The sequence below is a fragment of the Christiangramia sp. LLG6405-1 genome, assembly GCF_045055805.1.
Taxonomy (GTDB): Bacteria; Bacteroidota; Bacteroidia; order Flavobacteriales; family Flavobacteriaceae; genus Christiangramia.
Map to the genome: position 1 here is coordinate 2872093 of NZ_CP159330.1, position 17479 is coordinate 2889571.

Below are 17479 nucleotides of genomic sequence, written 5' to 3' on the forward strand. Positions count from 1 at the left end.
GTGTTTAAATTTTGATTGAGAGAAAATTGCTAACTTGAGATCATATTCAAAAATTTGAACATTTTCATGAGATATTCCTACCTGTTAAAGCTTTTTGCTTTAATAATTACTACCAATCTTACTGCACAGAACTTCGATCTTGAACTTTTTAAAAATAAAACTCCACGAAATATAGGCCCTGCTGGAATGAGTGGACGTGTAACTTCCATAGATGTGGTTACCAGCGATCCAGATATTATGTACGCCGGGACAGCATCTGGCGGATTATGGAAATCTACCAGTGCAGGTATTAAATGGGAACCTATCTTTGATAATGAAGTTACTGCTTCTATAGGGGCTGTTGCAGTGCAACAATCAAATCCTTCGGTTATCTGGGTTGGAACTGGTGAAGGTAATCCCAGAAATAGCCTGAATGGTGGCTACGGGATTTATAAAAGTCTTGACGGTGGAAGAACATGGAATAGTATGGGACTTGAAAAGACCCGTCATATTCACCGTGTTATCATACATCCAGATAATCCTGATATAGTTTATGCAGCAGCAATTGGTTCTCCCTGGGGTGCTCACGAAGAGAGAGGAGTTTATAAAACTACCGATGGTGGAGAATCCTGGAGCAAAATTCTGTATACCAATAGTCTTTCAGGTGCTGCAGACCTGGTGATGGATCCAAATAATCCCAATAAGCTGGTCGCGGCTATGTGGGAGCATAAAAGAGATCCCTGGTTTTTTAAATCGGGTGGTGAAGGCTCCGGACTTTACATAACCTTCGATGGTGGGAAGACCTGGAAGAAGAAAGCAGAAAAAGACGGACTTCCCAAAGGTAATCTGGGAAGAATCGGACTTGCGATCGCAGCTTCAGATTCCAATATTATATATGCTCTGGTTGAATCTAAAAAGAATGCTCTTTACAAATCTGAAGATGGAGGGTTTAGCTGGAAAATGATCAACGATAAGGATGAAATTGGAAACCGACCATTTTATTATTCAGATCTGTTTGTAGATCCTCAGAATGAGAATCGTTTGTATTCCGTTTTTACTTATGTGAATGTTTCTGAAGATGGAGGTAACAGTTTTAAAGAATTGATGCCTGCCTATGGCGTAGACAATGGTATACATCCAGATCATCACGCCTTCTGGATTCATCCGGAAGATGGAAGTTTCCTAATGGACGGGAATGATGGCGGACTCAATATTTCTCAAGATCGTGGAAAAAGCTGGAGATTTGTAGCCAATCTTCCTGTTGCTCAATTTTATCATATTGCTGTGGATAATGAATTTCCATATAATGTCTATGGTGGAATGCAGGATAATGGAAGTTGGAGAGGTCCCGCTTATGTCTGGAAGGCACAGGGAATCCGAAATTCTTACTGGCAGGAAATTAGCTTTGGAGATGGTTTTGATGTCGTTCCAGATCCAGACGACAGCAGGTATGGCTGGAGTATGAGTCAGCAGGGATATGTTAGCAGATACGATCATAAAACTGGAAATAACTATTCGGTTAGACCTACGCATCCAGATCCTGATGTAGAACTTCGATTTAACTGGAATTCAGCTATAAATATTGATCCGTTCAGTAATAATACTATTTACTTCGGAAGTCAATTTGTTCACAAAAGCACAGATAAAGGATTAACCTGGAAGATCATCTCACCAGACCTAACCACCAATGATCCTGAAAAGCAGAAACAAACTGAAAGTGGTGGACTCACCATGGACGCCACCGGAGCTGAAAATTTTACCACCATTTTGGTAATCGAGCCATCATCTTTAGAAGAAGATATGTTGTGGGTTGGAACAGATGATGGGAAAGTTCACTATACCCGTGATGGTGGTACGAACTGGACAGATATATCCAACAACTTACCAAAACTACCGGAAGGAAGCTGGATCGTACAGATCAAAGCCAGCAACAAGCGAAAAGGCGAGGCACTGCTAGTCGCAAATGATTACCGAAGATTTAATTATGAGCCTTATGCGTATAGAACCAGAAATTATGGAAAAAGCTGGGAGCGAATTGTTAGTAACGACGATACAGAGAGCTATGCACTTAGCATTGTAGAAGACCCGGAAGAAGAAAATCTGTTATTTCTTGGAACAGATGACGGACTATATATTTCACTTGATGCAGGTAAGAACTGGGAGAAATACACCCATGGTTTTCCTACAGTTTCAGTGAAGGATTTGGTGATACATCCACGTGAGCATGATCTGGTAATCGGAACATTTGGTCGTGCAGCATGGGTCCTTGATGATATTAGCCCTTTTAGAAAACTTGCCGGAGCAAATACGATCGTAGACAATAAACTTACCTTATTTGAACCGCCTATTGCCTATCACAATGCTACACAGCAACCAACTGGGAGTAGATTTGGTGGTGATGCGGTCTATCAGGGTGAAAATCGTGAACAGGGAGCACCAATCTCTTACTTTATTAAAATCGATTCTTCGGAAGAGGAAAATAAAGTTGAAAATGAGAATGATTCAGAAGATAATACTGAAGATGAGGAGAAAAATAAAGAAACTGATTCTGACAGTATAAGTCTGAAAATCTACGACGCAGAACGTTTGATAAGAACTTTGAAGCAAAAGGCGCCGGATAGCACTGGAATTTACACTATGAGGTGGTATCTGGATGAAAAAGGAGCCGACAGACCATCAAGAACTATAAGAGAATCTAAGAGAGAACCGGGCGGGGTTGCTGTGAAACCGGGGGATTACCGACTCGCAATGAGTTTTGACGGAGAAACTTCCGAAGAAATGATAGAGGTAAAAACAGATCCTCGTCTGGAGGTTTCAGAAGAAAGTATTGCTGAAGTTTATGAAGCTGGTGAGAAGATCGAAAAATGGCAGCAAACCGCTGCAGATGCAGTAAATCAATTGGTGCAGAGTAAGAACACAGCAGAAATTTTCGCTGAAGATCTCAAACAAAATTTGGAAGATACTTCAGAAAGGAGGTCGGCATTAAAGAGTGTAGATTCCATCACCAAAAGGCTGGAGGAACATATCGCGCTCTTTCTGGGGAAAGTTGATGATAGACAGGGAATCACAAGAAACAGAGAAAATACAGTGATGACCAGACTTGGTACAGCATCCAGTTATGTAAGTTCCAGACAGAATGGTATTACAAAAACTGAAGAAATTCTTATGGAACAGGCGTGGGAAGAACTTCAGTCAGCAATAAACAAAACGAACGAATTCTATCAGGAAGAATGGCCAGATTTTAAAGCAGAAATGAAACAAATAGAAATGTCGGTTTTTAAAGAAACCCGAATATTTCAGATAGAATAAACTGATTAAAAGCTCTTCTCCGGAAGGGCTTTTTTTTATCATTCTCTAAATGATTCCGATCTTTTCAGAATGATTGATCGCCGTCTTACTGTCCTGGAAATAACAGGTTTTTACATCCATACTTTCAATATTGGCTAACACTTTCTGAACCGCTTTTTTTGGAGATCTGGAAGTCTGCCGAATGTAGATCGCTCTAATATTCCTTGGAAATGTTTTGCAGATACGTTCGTATAAAAAAGGATCATGTTGAGAGTCATCACCTAAAAGAACGTATTCCAGATGTGGATAAAATGATATAATATCTTTGATCTTTACAAACTTATGATCGTGATCTCCCCTACCCGTTTTAATGAAGTCCATTAGTCCGGTCTTGATCTGCTTTAATTTGATCACAGCTTTGGGAAGATCATGCAGCCGTGCGAATTCATCAATAAAGTCGTACAGATTCCATTCGCTGGAAGACACATAGAAAAATGAATTAAACGAATTATGTTCTTCTCTACCCGCCCTGCTTAGTTTATGATAATGATCCTTTACCTCTTCAAATATTTTACGATTATTAATATTCTTCGAAAGCATTACGTAAATCTTTTTGAAGAACTTACTACTGTGCGAAACAAGGAAAGTATCATCAATATCTGAAATGATCGCAAGTTTACCTGGATGTGGTTTTAATAGCTCTCCTTTTTCGATCATTCCAAACTCACCTGTATTACAGGTAACTTCATACTCGTGCCATCCTGGCTCTATGTTAGAGTCATAGGGTACGGTAAATCTAAAATATCCATCATCCTGAGTTTTAGTTTTAACCTCCAAATCCTGGAATTTTAAATGAACTTCATAATTAGGAAGCGGTTCAATACGGAATTTGTGAAGTAAAGCATAAGCATGCTTAATTCCCCTTCTGTCAACACTATACTTATCTGGAGCCCAGGACTGGAACAGATGTCCAAAAACTACTAGTTCTTCTTCATTTACATAACCCCGATAAAGTTTAAGATCAAGCTTCAAAATTTGGCCTTTTTTTAAAATCACTTCCGTTTCAAAATACTTAATTTTAAAAGTAATTCAACCAATGGCACATGAATTTTAACCAAGTTTTATTGATAGTGAACCCTATTTCTGGTGATCTGGACAAAAAACAGATTATCCAGCAGGCACGTGAATACGCAAATACTCATCAAATTACTATACATCTTTTCGCTACTACTGGAGAGGAGGACGTTGAGAAAATTCAGGATCGTTTGGATTCGCTCAAGATTGAAAGGATCATTGCGATAGGTGGTGATGGAACCATTAACCTGGTAGCTAAAGCGATCAAAAGCTATGGCATTCCCTTGGGGATTATTCCCGCAGGATCTGCAAATGGATTAGCTACAAATTTTGGAATCCCTGAATCTCTTGAAGAACAGGTGAAAATTGCCTTTGGTGACACTATTTTTAAAATGGATCTGCTAAACATTAATGATGATATCTGTCTTCATCTCAGTGATCTTGGTATAAATGCTGAACTAATTCAGAATTATGAAGAATCCAGATTTCGAGGGAAATTTGGGTATCTATTACAATCACTTCCAACACTTTTAAAAAGCGAATATCCTTTTGAATTTGAAGTAGAAACAAATTTTAAAAAACGTGAAACCAGCGGTGCGCTTCTCGCTATTGCGAATGCAAACAAGTATGGTACTGGGGCCAATATTAATCCCAACGGGAAGATGGACGACGGCAAGTTTGAGATCATTATTTACAGAAAACTAGACCTGGCAGAGATCATTAAAACAGTACGCAACGAAACCGATGTTAATTCAGATGTTGTTGAAATTTTTCAGGCTAGAGAAGTGAAGATCACCTGTAAAACGCCCGTAGCATTTCAGATTGACGGAGAGTTCAAAGGAGAAAATTCCGAAGTAAAAATAAGTATTATGGAGGAAAAGCTAAAGGTTGTGGTACCGGCAGAATTTAATTCCCAGGCTCCACAGGCATAAAGATCTCGGCTTTCCAGCTTAATGCTTCTCCACCAGTTTTAGGGTTGTTCCAGAAGATCTCCAGCGGTAAATTACTTGTCTTGAGATCCCTGTTTTTAGCTTCAGAAAGCAATTGGTGCCAGGCGAGATCTGAGCTTCTATAATTTCCATTATAGATCGCTTTCAAAGATGTAGTAGCTGGAAATTGCTGAAATTCTATAAATGTATTGGGTCTTATATCCTGGGCAAGATTTACCGGGAAACAAAAATCATAATCAATAGTCCCAGCCTCCTGATTCCAGGACTGGATCTTAACAAATGGATATCCGGTCAGTTTTAATTTGTTAGCGATCTGAAAGTCTTCGAGATAAGTAATATCCCTGACCATTTGCATTGCCTTGTTTTCAACCCTGATACCTTCAGCAGGTTTGCAAATACAATCCAGTACCGGGGAATATATAATACTGTCTACTACCTGCACATTATAAGACGCCTGTTTTTTTAGAAGCTTTTTACCAAATTTGAGAAACGAATTTTCGAGGCTATCAATATATTCACTTTCAGAAAATGGATTTAATATAGTCAGTCTGTTTTGAATATTCTTACCCGATGCTACATTTACAGAAATACCGGTAACTGTATCTGCCTGATTTTCCAGCTCCCACAGAAGCTCAAGTTCCTGATCGCCAAATTGTAGGGTTTGTTTTAGTGCGTCATATCCCTCAGTTTTCTGATACAAGACTGTCGGTTCACTTTCAAAAATGCTATAACTTTCTATGTTTTTAAGTTCTTGCTGAACCATAGCAGGCGAATGATTTGCCTGAAATCTAAACTGGTAATCATATTCTTTTATGAATAAAAACCACACCAGGCTAAGGAGTAAAACACCCAGCAGGATAGTAATAAACTTCTTGATCATATTATTTGGAAGCTAATTCGGAATTTTCAGTAGATTTTGTCATTTGAAGATTATCGATGACATATTTTCCCAGATTCTGTCCCTGGGTCATCCCAACTTCAATGGCAGCCCGGTAATGAATGCCACCATATAGTCTACTGTTTGCGGCCTCTTCTGAAGCTTTATTGAATGAATCGAAGCTTCTAACCGGTAGTCCATAATCTACTTCAGTATCATCATCAAAGGCGAAGTTGTCACCAAAAATATCTGTCAAAGCCGTGGCAGCAGCCGCAGAAATTACAGAATGTCCACTTGTATATTCTGGAAATGGCGGAGTTTGCAGCACAGATGTCCAGTTCTCGTCTATATATTTATTAATAACAGTTTCAGGTCTCACAAGGTTGCTACGATACTTTTCATCCCAGCAACTAATAAAACCATCTGCGATCGCTATAGCGGTCTTAGAATACGCGTAAACAGATTTACTGAAGTCGGCTTCATCCTTCTGGCAGGCAATTTTCACAATTCCCATCCAGTGACCTCCCGGAGTGATCTTTTTTGTAGCGAACATCAAGTGCCCTCTTAATATAGAAACATAAGGATTACAGTCCCAGAACTTGGCGATTGCCATTTCTTCGCTGTTCTCCTCGTCTTTTGCGATTTTCTCTCTAATATTATAAACCTCCATGAGTTCTGTATGAAATCTTGAACCTTCTTCCATAGAAAATTCTGGTGGTGGCGCTGGTTTAAACTGGTTTGCATCCTCGATCACGAAAGGTCTTATTTTCATCCAGTGCGGTTCGATCCCATCCATATAAGAAGGTGGGGTTGGCTGCCATCTGCTTTCATCATCTGTAAGAATGGAAAATTTAGGCATGGTTCGGGTTTCAGAATAGTTATCCTGTTTCAACCAATCTTTTATATGAGCGGCCACCCTTTTCCCGTAAGCTTCGGAAACTTTAAAGGATCTCTCATTCGTGTTTTTCCATTTTGAGAATAAACTATCACTTTTAACCGTAACCTTATCTTCTGAAAATACCAGGCTGGTTGCTATGTCGTAAAATGCTACAATTGCGGCAACTTCAGGGTTTGTAAGATCAGATTCTGGAGCTGGAACTTCCTCGAGATTGGTCAACTGACCTGAAAGACTCTGGTAATTCTCATCAAATTGCGCCATGACTTCGTAAGCAGCGATATTAGAGTATGCATATACTCTACTTGCCACTGGAGGTGAAAAAATATCGTGCACCATCGTTTTACTGATGTGCTCATTAGCTGCATGAAAATCATCTGGAGTTACGACGATCTCTTTATCTTCCTGTGAACAGGAGATAAAAAGAAGCAGACAACATGGTAAGCTGGCTATAAGTTTAAAAACTGAATTCATAGATTTCAATTTCTGAATTATGTATGGTCACTATTAGATAGGACTTGTTAGCAATTTCAATAATCGAAAAATCTTTAACAGATTTTTGTGATAAATTTAAACCAATTTCATAAGAATCAAGAATTTTATCCTGATTTAACATCATCATTCCACCCATCGCATCAAATCTACCATGATAAGGCGTTATCCCGAAATAATTACCACCTACCAGCACTTCAGTCCTGCCATCCTTATTAAAATCATAACTGAGCAAGGCACGTATGGGAGCTGTTTGCAGCTCATTTTTAAATGGTCTAAAACTGAAGTTCCCATTATTATTCTCCAGGTAGCCAGAAGATAATGTATGTACTTCCAGCAAGCTGGCAGAGTTCAGTTCTTCTTTAGAAAAGATCTCGTCAATACTTTTTCCAGCATAGTCTTTATACTGAGTGAATTTCTTGCGCATCTGGTTCAACTGTGCGCTCAATTCGTCAAGACCATACGGCATATAATACTTCCCATCCTTTTCCATTGCCAGAATGGTTTCAGTGAGGCCATTTTGATCAAAATCCTTATGGTATAATCTAAGAGGATGTTCAGCAGAAGCTTTTAGTTTAGTATTGAGACCCCAGTTACCGAGAAGGTAATCCATATCTCCATCATGATCAATATCTGATGCTATCAAGGTTTGCCATAATCCATTAAGCGGCATATTTTCCAGTGCAGCCGATTTCTCAAATGTTCCGTTGTTATTTTCCAGGATTTTCGGTGACATCCACTCGCCTACCATCATCATATCCAGATCATTGTCACCATCGATATCTGTCCAGATCATATCGTTCACCATTCCAATTTTCTCAAAGATCTCTGATTGCACTTCAGTAAATTCGCCCTTATCATTTCGCAATAGTACCGACTTTGGGATCGCTCCATACTGGTAATTCTGTGCGTTACTGCCTATAAAAATATCCAAATCACCGTCATTATCATAATCGGCAGTTTTGATTACAGAGGAATTAAGAAATAGCTCAGGAAACAACTCCGACTTCTGGAAATCCCCTTCTTTAGAATTGTAATAGATCCTGTCCTGTAACCACTTATTTTTGCCAACAGACTCTCCTCCACCAGAAGCTATCAGGATATCCTGGCGTCCGTCATTATTCAGATCGGCAATAGTAATTGCAGCATCTTCCGCTAACGAATCACTGGTTATTGCTGTAAAATTATTTTTTCTGAATTTGCCTCTTTCCTGATAATATACAACTGCAGGCTTAAACCTGGATGCTCCAAAGATGATGTCTTCTTCACCATCATTATTCATATCTGCTACCTGAATCGCGGGTCCAAGATCTGAAGTTTGATGTGGTATCAACTTTTGCACATCAAAATCATTATAAGTATTCTCCTCATGCCCATAATCGATACCGAAGTTCTCACTTCTTTTGAATTGAAATTTGCTTCGGGATTTAAGTATTTCAGAAGTTTTAATACTATCGTTTGCATTGGCAAACTTCAGCGAAAGAGTAGAATTTAATGCTGGCGAAATAATAAGTTGAGAACGATTACCAGGCCATATAAGCCTTAGACTATCCACAGTCTCTCCCTGTTTTAAACCGAAATGTATCAAAGGTTCCGATGAAGACTGAAAAGCTTTAGTGGTATATAATTGTCGAATTTGAACAGCTTCAGAAGTATAAATAATCGCTTTGGTGCCTATTCCGAAGGAATTTAAATCTGGTCCCTGAAGTTTCAGTTTTAAAAAATTTCCTTCAGCAAAATCATTGATATAGATACTGGCAGGTGCATTGATGTTATTGGTGACAATATCGAGATCTCCATCATTATCCAGATCGCCATAGGCCACTCCAGTTGAAATTATAGAATCATTTGCGATCCATTTATTGGTTATATTTTCGAACTGTCCATTCCCAGAACCTTTAAAGGCATAATTTGTCACTGCTCCGGAAGGCATTTTGTCGAGCACCTCGTTATCCACGATTGTGGTTTTATCCAGTTTCTTCTGAATTTGCTCGTTGGAAGTATATTTCACATAATCCAGATCATTAGGACGTCTGGGAATCCCGTTACTTATAAAAAGATCCTGAGATCCATCCTGATCAAAATCTGCAAAGAGTGGACCCCAGCTCCAGTCGGTAGCCGCTACTCCGCTCATCAAGGCTGTTTCAGAAAAATATTCACCCCCTTTATTGATCTGTAACATATTACGGGTGTATTGCGGGTGATATCCTAATTTCTCTATACGAAAGCGGTCAAGGTTTACATTATCATCTCCTGCGGAAGATTTTAAAACGGTCTCATCTTCTGGAAGCATGTCCAGTGTGATCAAGTCTACGAATCCGTCATTATTGATATCTGCCGCATCATTTCCCATAGAAAACCTGGACGTATGACCAAACCTGGTCTTCAATTCCTCGCTGAAAGTACCGTCCCCATTATTGAGATAGTAGTAATCATCTTCATGAAAATCATTCCCAATATAAACATCTGTAAATCCGTCATTATTAAAATCGGCAGTAGTGATTCCAAGTCCGTAAGAATTTGCTCCACCATAGATCCCAGCTTGTTCACTGATGTCCCGAAATTTACCATTCTCATTTAGCATCAGCTTATCACCGCTTTCGTAAACACGGTTGTTGCGAATATTTGCAGGCCCAAATGATTCATTCGTATGCACGGCATGATTCAGAATATATGCATCGAGATCATCATCATTATCAAGGTCAAAAAATGCAGTCTGGGAACTGTAGGTGTCGAGGTCCAGACCATATTCAGCAGCACTTTCGGTAAAAGTAAGATCACCGTTGTTTATGAATAATTCGTTGTGGCCGCGAAACCCGTTAACGCCTACGACAGCAGAAACGTAGATATCCAATAATCCATCGCCGTTAACATCGGCCATAGTAGTACCTGTATTCCAGGTACTTTGACCACCAACTCCAGCCGTTGCAGTAATGTCATCAAATTGTAAGGATCCTTTATTGAGATACAACCGATTTTGAACTTGATTACCAGTAAAATAAATATCCGGAAGTCCGTCGTTATTAATGTCTCCAATACTTACGCCTCCTCCATTGTAGAAGTAGAGATAATCCAGGATGTTCTGGTCCCGGGTTTCTATAAGCTCATTGACAAAATCGATCCCGGTTACCTTAGCATTGGGATTACTAAAAAACAGAGATTCCTGCTCCTTTTCTTTATCCTTAGCACAGGAGAAAACAAAAATAAGCAGGGAATAAAGAAAGTATCTACGGATTGCTAATTTCAAAAATTCGAGGTTTTTGGTCGTTAATAGCAGCGATTATAAAAGTCTTTCCATTCTTATCACGAATACGTTTCAGGAACTTGACTTCGTCCCGAATATGGAAACCAGTTTCTTTAAAATCTTTCCATTCAAAATTCATATTGCCATCACCAAGTAAAACGTTTCCGTAGCCAGCATCAAGTCGGCTAAATTGTGGTTTGAATTCAAAATCGTTTCCGGCCATCACCAAGTCAAGATTTCCGTCATTATTCACATCTACGCAGGAAATTCCGCAAACGCATGAAAACTGAACTCTTCCCGGAAGTTTCTGAATTTTAAACTGACCTATCCCATCATTGATAGCAATAATAGTTTCTGAAATATTTGCCTGCTTCACGATGGAATTCTGAATCTTTTGATCAGGAATTAATTCCTGAACAGTTTTCTTAGCATACTCTGAAGCTTTTATATTTTCCTTTTTCAGAAAAACCAGCTGGGAGATCATCTCTTTCTTCATATGCAATGGATAGTCCTTGCCTTCACTATGCAGGGTTACGATCTGCTCGATAGTTCCGTTATCATCATAATCGTTGACCCATAATTTCATTGGATTTTCAAAACTTGTCTCATACGTCAGGTTGGCTCCCTTATTCCCTAGAACCAGATCCATATCGCCATCATTATCCAGATCTGCAGCTTCCACAGTATTCCACCATCCAGTATACTTTTCCAGTTCATTCTTAAGCAGGCTTAATCTTTTTCCGGAATTTGTATACACATGAGGCGCACCCCAATCTGAAACTGTTACCAAATCTTTTTTTCCATCGCCATCTATATCTTCCCAGGTTGCATCAGTAATCATTCCAGCATATTTAACATCATAAGCGACCCTTTCTGTAGCGTTTACAAATTCACCATTCCCTTGATTTTCGAGAAATAAATGTTGTGGATCAATTCCATAATTTACCGCAACACTTCTGGAGCCTATAAAAATATCCACGTCGCCATCGTTGTCGAAATCATGGGGAGCGATCGTAGCCACGTTTTGTTCTACAGAAGGGATCTTCGACTGAGTTGGTTTAAAATTCCCTCGACCATCGTTCAGGTAAAGTCTTGGACGGTAATTCGTCGATTCGCCAATCTCATTACCTCCAGAGCCTATCATTAGATCTATTTTACCGTCGCCATTAGCATCAAAAAATGCAGCTGCAGTATCTTCGAACATCGCATCGGCCGTTAAAGCGGGTTGATTCATCTTCTGCAGATTTCCATTTCCACGATTCAGATAAATAGTTCCAGCTTGTTTTTTAGCACCTCCAATAAATACATCCTCATTTCCGTCATTGTTGATATCACCAACTGCCATCGCCGGACCTTCCTGACTCAATTTCTTATAGATCATTCCTTCAAAATCGAAATCGGTATATTGATTTTCTGAATGACTTTCCAGTTGATCGTTGGTAACTTCGGTAAGCAGGGTTTTTGATTTTGTTTGTTTCCTGATCTTAAACTGATCTTTAGCTTCGGAATGATCCAGCACCAAAGTTTGATTAGCTTTTACATTTTGAAGTAATTGAGTCGCATTGTCTGGCCAGATCACTCTCAAGGAATCAAGGTTCTGTTTCTTACCTAAGCCAATATTCATCACATAATCCATGGAGGACTGAAAGCCGCGAGAAGGATTTTGATCCTGCAAAATAATCTCTTCTCCGGTATATATCTTGACAACTGCTCCAATCGCAAACCTGTTCTTATCAGCACCCTTCAGCTTAATTCTAAGGTAATTGTGATCTGCAATTTTTTCAGAATTGTTTCTGTAAATAAAGGAACTCATATTTACGTTATTTACGACCAGATCAAGATCCCCATCATTATCCAGATCACCGTAAGCGCTACCGTTACTAAGACCTGGCAGACCTAATCCCCATTCTTTAGCTTTATTCTTAAATTTCAGATTACCCTGATTTTGAAAAGCATAATTAGGCAGTTTGGTTACCGGCATCTTATTGATAATAGAATCAATTGCCTCCTTTTTTCCAGTTAATGCCATTTTCTGAATGATCTCATTGGCAAAGAATTCAACAAAATCGAGATCGGTTAGATCATGATTAATTCCGTTTGTGACATATATATCACGGTTTCCATCATTATCCATATCAAAGATAAGTCCTGCCCAACTCCAGTCTGTACTTTCAACACCGCTAAAATGAGCGATCTCTGAAAATGACTCATTCCCATTGTTTAATTGCAGGGTATTATGAATGTATTGCTGAAAAAAATCTTTGCTTTGCTTCAGTTTAAAGACGTTATAACCTTCAAATTCCATCACAGATTTTACTCTTTCTTCAGAATCGGGAAGCATATCGGTGATAAAAATATCAGCAAAACCATCATTATTGATATCTGCCATATCCACTCCCATTGCAGAAAGCGATAAATGCTGCGTCCAGTTTTCAATTTCTTCAGTAAAAGTACCATCTTGATTATTGATGTATAAATAATCACGCTCGTAGAAATCATTGGAGACATAGATATCTGGATAGAGGTCGTTATTAAAATCACTAACCATCACTCCAAGTCCAAAACCTATCAAACTTCCGAAGATACCAGCGTCCTCACTCACATCGGTAAATACGCCATCATCATTTCTAAGCAGCATATCTCCTACTCCTCTGAAAATTTTAGGCACTCCTTCCCAATCCTGTGCTCGAATATTCCTTTGCTCGGCAAACCCTAGAGTACTTACAGGAATATTGGAATTATTCAAAATATAGGCATCCAGATCACCATCCTTGTCATAATCAAAGAAGGATGCATGAGTGCTAAATCCAGTTTCTGCAAGGTTAAATTCCTTAGCTTTTTGAGTAAAAGTTAGATCTCCATTATTTATATACAGGTCGTTATCATGATTATCGCCTTCCATATTTCCAGCGTTACTCACGTAGATATCGAGGAGACCGTCATTGTTGATATCCACCATATTGACTCCGGTCGACCATGGTTTATTACCTTCCACGCCTGCAGATTCACTAATATCTTCAAACTCGAAATTACCCTTATTCAGATATAATTTGTTCGGTTTCATATTGGCGGTTAGATAGATGTCTGGCAGTCCGTCATTATTGATATCGCCAATTGCAACACCGCCACCATTATAAAAGTTCCGGTATTTGAAAATATTGAAATCTGGCTGATTCTTAACTTCGTTGATAAAATCGATCCCTGTTTCTTCTGGAAGCATTTCAGTAAAAAGAGTATTCTGAGAGCGAATATTTTCTGCGGAATTATCCTCCTCCTTTTTTTTATCTGAATCGCAAGAGACTATAAATATTGAAAAGCAAATTGCTAAAACCTGAAAGTAACTGGTTCTATTCATTATAATTCGTTGATTTTAAAATTACAGGGGAATCATTATTCCTGGTAATAATCACATATTCCTGATTTCCCACACATATTTTCTGGATATCACGTGCCGCCCCGGAGATCGCTGGAAACTGTTTTGAAACTGCGAAATTTGCGCTGCCATCATTTAATAATAAAACCCCATGTGAAGCATCTAATCTACCTAATTGAGTGCTTATTTCATAGTTATTTCCTGCCAAAAGAACATCTGGAAAACCATCAGCATTATAATCTGAAACTTCTATAGACATCATTGGTGAAACCTGAGCTTCAAAAGGTAATTCATGTTTTTTGAACGTCCCATTTCCTAGATTTTCGAAATAACAGGACGCCAGCTCTGTTACGTTTTGCACCTGTGCTTCTTCTAATTTTTCCTTCGGAAATATTTCTGAAAGCTCTGCGTTTGCAAACTGTTCATAGGTATTGAATCTTTTCTTCAAATAGGGCAATTGTTGATCCAGTTCATCTTTTGACGCAAATAAGGTTTCTTCACCCTTATAAAAATATGTAAGAATAGGATCTGCAGTAGCATTCCCATCGAAGTCGTTCAGGTAAAGATTTACTGGCTCTTCCCGTGATGCCGTAAGCCTGGAATTAAGACCCCAATTCGCAACCACAAGATCAAGGTCGCCGTCGTTATCAAAGTCGGCAAGCTCCAGATCATTCCACCAACCTTGAAAATCTGATAAATTACTACCCATTCTCGAAAAAGACTTGCCGCTATTATTGAGATAGATCTCCGGTGCATTCCAATGTCCTGCCAGTATTAGGTCCAAATAACCATCTCTGTTGAAATCAACCCATTTTGATGTTTGAACGCTCCCGGGAAGTTCTTTGAAATATTCTCTGGTGGCATCTCTGAATTTACCTTTATCGTTGATAAAAAGAAACTGTTCTGAGCTGGAACCAAATTCATGCGGTTTGATATTGGATGAAATAAATACATCCTGAAATCCGTCATTATTAACGTCTGCTACACTAACTCCTGAGGCATTTAAGGAAAGTCCGTTAAAACTATTATTATCTATTCGAAACTGACCATCATTGTTCACATATAGTTTTGGCTGAATTGCTTCACCAGATCTAAATTCATTGCCACCGCTTACCACCAGTATGTCCAGATCGCCGTCATTATCGTGATCCAGCAAAGCTATGCCAGTGTTTTCTGAAATAGCATCTGCTTCAAAAGCTGAAGTCTCTAATTTTTCGAAAGCTTCATCGTTCTGGAAGAAGACTTGCAGCGGCTGTGACTTGCCGCCTCCCAGAACAATATCCATGTTTCCGTTTCCATTTAATTCCCCTGTCGCCATACTCGGTCCAGGGTTGGAATACGCAAACAAGCTCAAAGGTTGCCTGTTGAAGTCAAGACTTGCCTGTTCAATATGCTTGTAATTCAAAATAGAATCGATTGCAATTTCATATCCTGGTACTTCTGCGCTCTCCTTTTTATTCTTTTCTGAAGTTGAATACTTTACAACTAGTTTTTGATTAGATTTCACCTTTCTCAATACCGTTTTGCTACCATCGTACCATTTAGCAATAACCGAATCTACTACTGTATTCGATCCTAAGCCGAAATGTAAACCTGGAGCCAGCGAAGACAAATATCCTCTGCTCAGGTAATGTTCTTTCGTTTGCGTTATTTCCTTAGTATGAACCGTGACCTTCGCTCCAATCCCGAATCGATTTCTATCAGGACCTTGCAGATCGATCTTTAAAAAATTGCTTTCATTCGTGGTGTTTTCATAAACAAAGGCGGCATCTTCAGTATTATTGGTAACCAGATCAAGATCGCCATCATCGTCAAGATCTACATAAACACTACCATGACTAAAGCTTTCTTGTGGAGGTAACCAGTCTTCAGAAGCATTTGTGAACTTTTGATCACCATTATTCTTGAAAATGTAATTATCAACCTTCTTCTCAGGAAGTCGATTAGTAAGATTTTCAAGGTCTATTTTTTCCCCGGTACTAATTTGTTGCTGAATCTCTTCCGTAGAAATGAATTTTATATAATCCATATTATTGGTCGCACCTTTAATACCATTGGTGATAAATATATCCTGATGGGAATCGTTATCAAAATCGGCAAACAAAGCACTCCAGGACCATTCGGTCGCAGCAACACCACTCAGGTAAGCCACTTCAGAAAACTTTAGATCACCGCGATTGATGTGCAGGGTGTTTTGCATGTACTGCGGAGCAAATCCATTTCTTAGGTAATTGGAATAAGTCTGAAAAGGAAATTCCAGTCCGGAAGTTTTATAGGTTTGCAGGTCTTCAGGAAGCATATCAAGCGATACAATATCTGCAAGTCCGTCGTTATTCATATCGGCAATATCATTTCCCATGGAATAATGCGAAGTATGACCTAGACTCTGTGGGCTGCTGGTAATTAGATCCTTAAAAGTACCATTCTGCTGATTGATGTACACATAATCGTTCTCGAAGAAATCATTTCCAACGTAAATATCTGGATAATTGTCGTTATTAAGATCACCAACCGCGACACCTAAACCATAGCCAGTAGGACCCTGAAATATTCCAGTTTCTTCGGAAACGTCTACGAATGTTGTCCCTTCATTTCTGAAGATTCGATCTCCTGCCCGGGCATCGAATGAATTTCGTTTACTACCGCGACCATAATTTCTATTGGGATGAATGGAATGATTGAGCAAGAACAAATCCAGATCACCATCCATATCATAATCCAGAAAAACTGATTGCGTAGAGAATCCGCTGAAATCCAGGCCGTATTCCTTAGAGCTTTCCTTAAATTTTAAATTTCCTTCCGAATCAACTCCCTCATTTACGTACAACAAATTATGTCCTTCCAGATCTTCAATTCCCGCGACTTTCGAAATATAAAGATCCATAAGCCCATCGTTATTAATATCGATATTGGAAACTCCTGTGGTCCATCCTTCAGAATTATCAATATTACTTTGAACAGTTACATCCTGAAACTTGAAATCTCCAAGATTGAGATATAGTTTATCTGATGCTTCATTGGAGGTAAAATATAGATCTGGACGTCCATCATTATTATAATCTGCGGTAGCGACTCCAGCTCCATTATAATAGTATAGATAATTGAGGATGTTAAATTTAGAGTCCGTATCAAGCTCATTGCTGAAATGAATTCCGGTAGCTTCACTGCTTTTTTCTACGAAAAGAGTTTTCTTTTTCTCACAGGCAGAGAACAGGACAAGGATAAAAATGAAATATGTAAGCCGGATGGCTTTTTCCATAACAAATCGCGTTGAGGAGCAGGTTGAAAGGTAAATAATTTTAACAAA

At 39.0% G+C, this 17479-nt stretch carries 8 protein-coding genes; 2 read left to right on the forward strand and 6 right to left on the reverse strand.

Annotated features, from left to right (window positions below; all coding sequences use genetic code 11):
- Positions 1-66: 66 nt before the first annotated feature.
- On the forward strand, positions 67-3288 hold the full coding sequence (locus ABVM50_RS13200; protein WP_405198987.1) for a VPS10 domain-containing protein: 3222 nt from the start codon (positions 67-69) through the stop codon (positions 3286-3288).
- Positions 3289-3333: 45 nt separating this feature from the next.
- Here ABVM50_RS13200 and ABVM50_RS13205 read toward each other — a convergent pair whose 3' ends face one another.
- Entirely contained in the window at positions 3334-4299 is a 966-nt protein-coding gene (locus ABVM50_RS13205; RefSeq protein ID WP_405198988.1) for an App1 family protein, read from the reverse strand.
- 71 nt (positions 4300-4370) lie between these two features.
- On the opposite strand from ABVM50_RS13205, the gene ABVM50_RS13210 reads away from it, so the two are divergent.
- On the forward strand, positions 4371-5273 hold the full coding sequence (locus ABVM50_RS13210) for a diacylglycerol/lipid kinase family protein (RefSeq protein WP_405198989.1): 903 nt from the start codon (positions 4371-4373) through the stop codon (positions 5271-5273).
- On the opposite strand, the gene ABVM50_RS13215 is transcribed toward ABVM50_RS13210, so the two are convergent.
- From ABVM50_RS13215 to ABVM50_RS13235, 5 genes are read right to left on the reverse strand one after another with little or no spacing between them, the layout of a single operon-like run.
- Complete coding sequence (locus ABVM50_RS13215) at positions 5248-6171, reverse strand: GyrI-like domain-containing protein (RefSeq protein WP_405198990.1); 924 nt, start codon at positions 6169-6171, stop codon at positions 5248-5250. The genes ABVM50_RS13210 and ABVM50_RS13215 overlap by 26 nt on opposite strands.
- A 1-nt stretch (position 6172) precedes the next feature.
- Positions 6173-7537 carry a vanadium-dependent haloperoxidase gene (locus ABVM50_RS13220; RefSeq protein WP_405198991.1) on the reverse strand — a complete coding sequence of 455 codons (1365 nt, stop codon included), beginning with the start codon at positions 7535-7537 and terminating at the stop codon, positions 6173-6175.
- Entirely contained in the window at positions 7521-10802 is a 3282-nt protein-coding gene (locus ABVM50_RS13225) for a VCBS repeat-containing protein (protein WP_405198992.1), read from the reverse strand. The genes ABVM50_RS13220 and ABVM50_RS13225 overlap by 17 nt, the downstream gene beginning before the upstream one ends.
- Positions 10783-14154, reverse strand: coding sequence for a VCBS repeat-containing protein (locus tag ABVM50_RS13230; protein WP_405198993.1), 3372 nt, complete (start codon positions 14152-14154; stop codon positions 10783-10785). Before ABVM50_RS13230 ends, ABVM50_RS13225 begins: the two co-directional genes overlap by 20 nt.
- Entirely contained in the window at positions 14147-17431 is a 3285-nt protein-coding gene (locus tag ABVM50_RS13235) for a VCBS repeat-containing protein (protein ID WP_405198994.1), read from the reverse strand. The genes ABVM50_RS13230 and ABVM50_RS13235 overlap by 8 nt, the downstream gene beginning before the upstream one ends.
- Between the last annotated feature and the right edge of the window lie 48 nt (positions 17432-17479).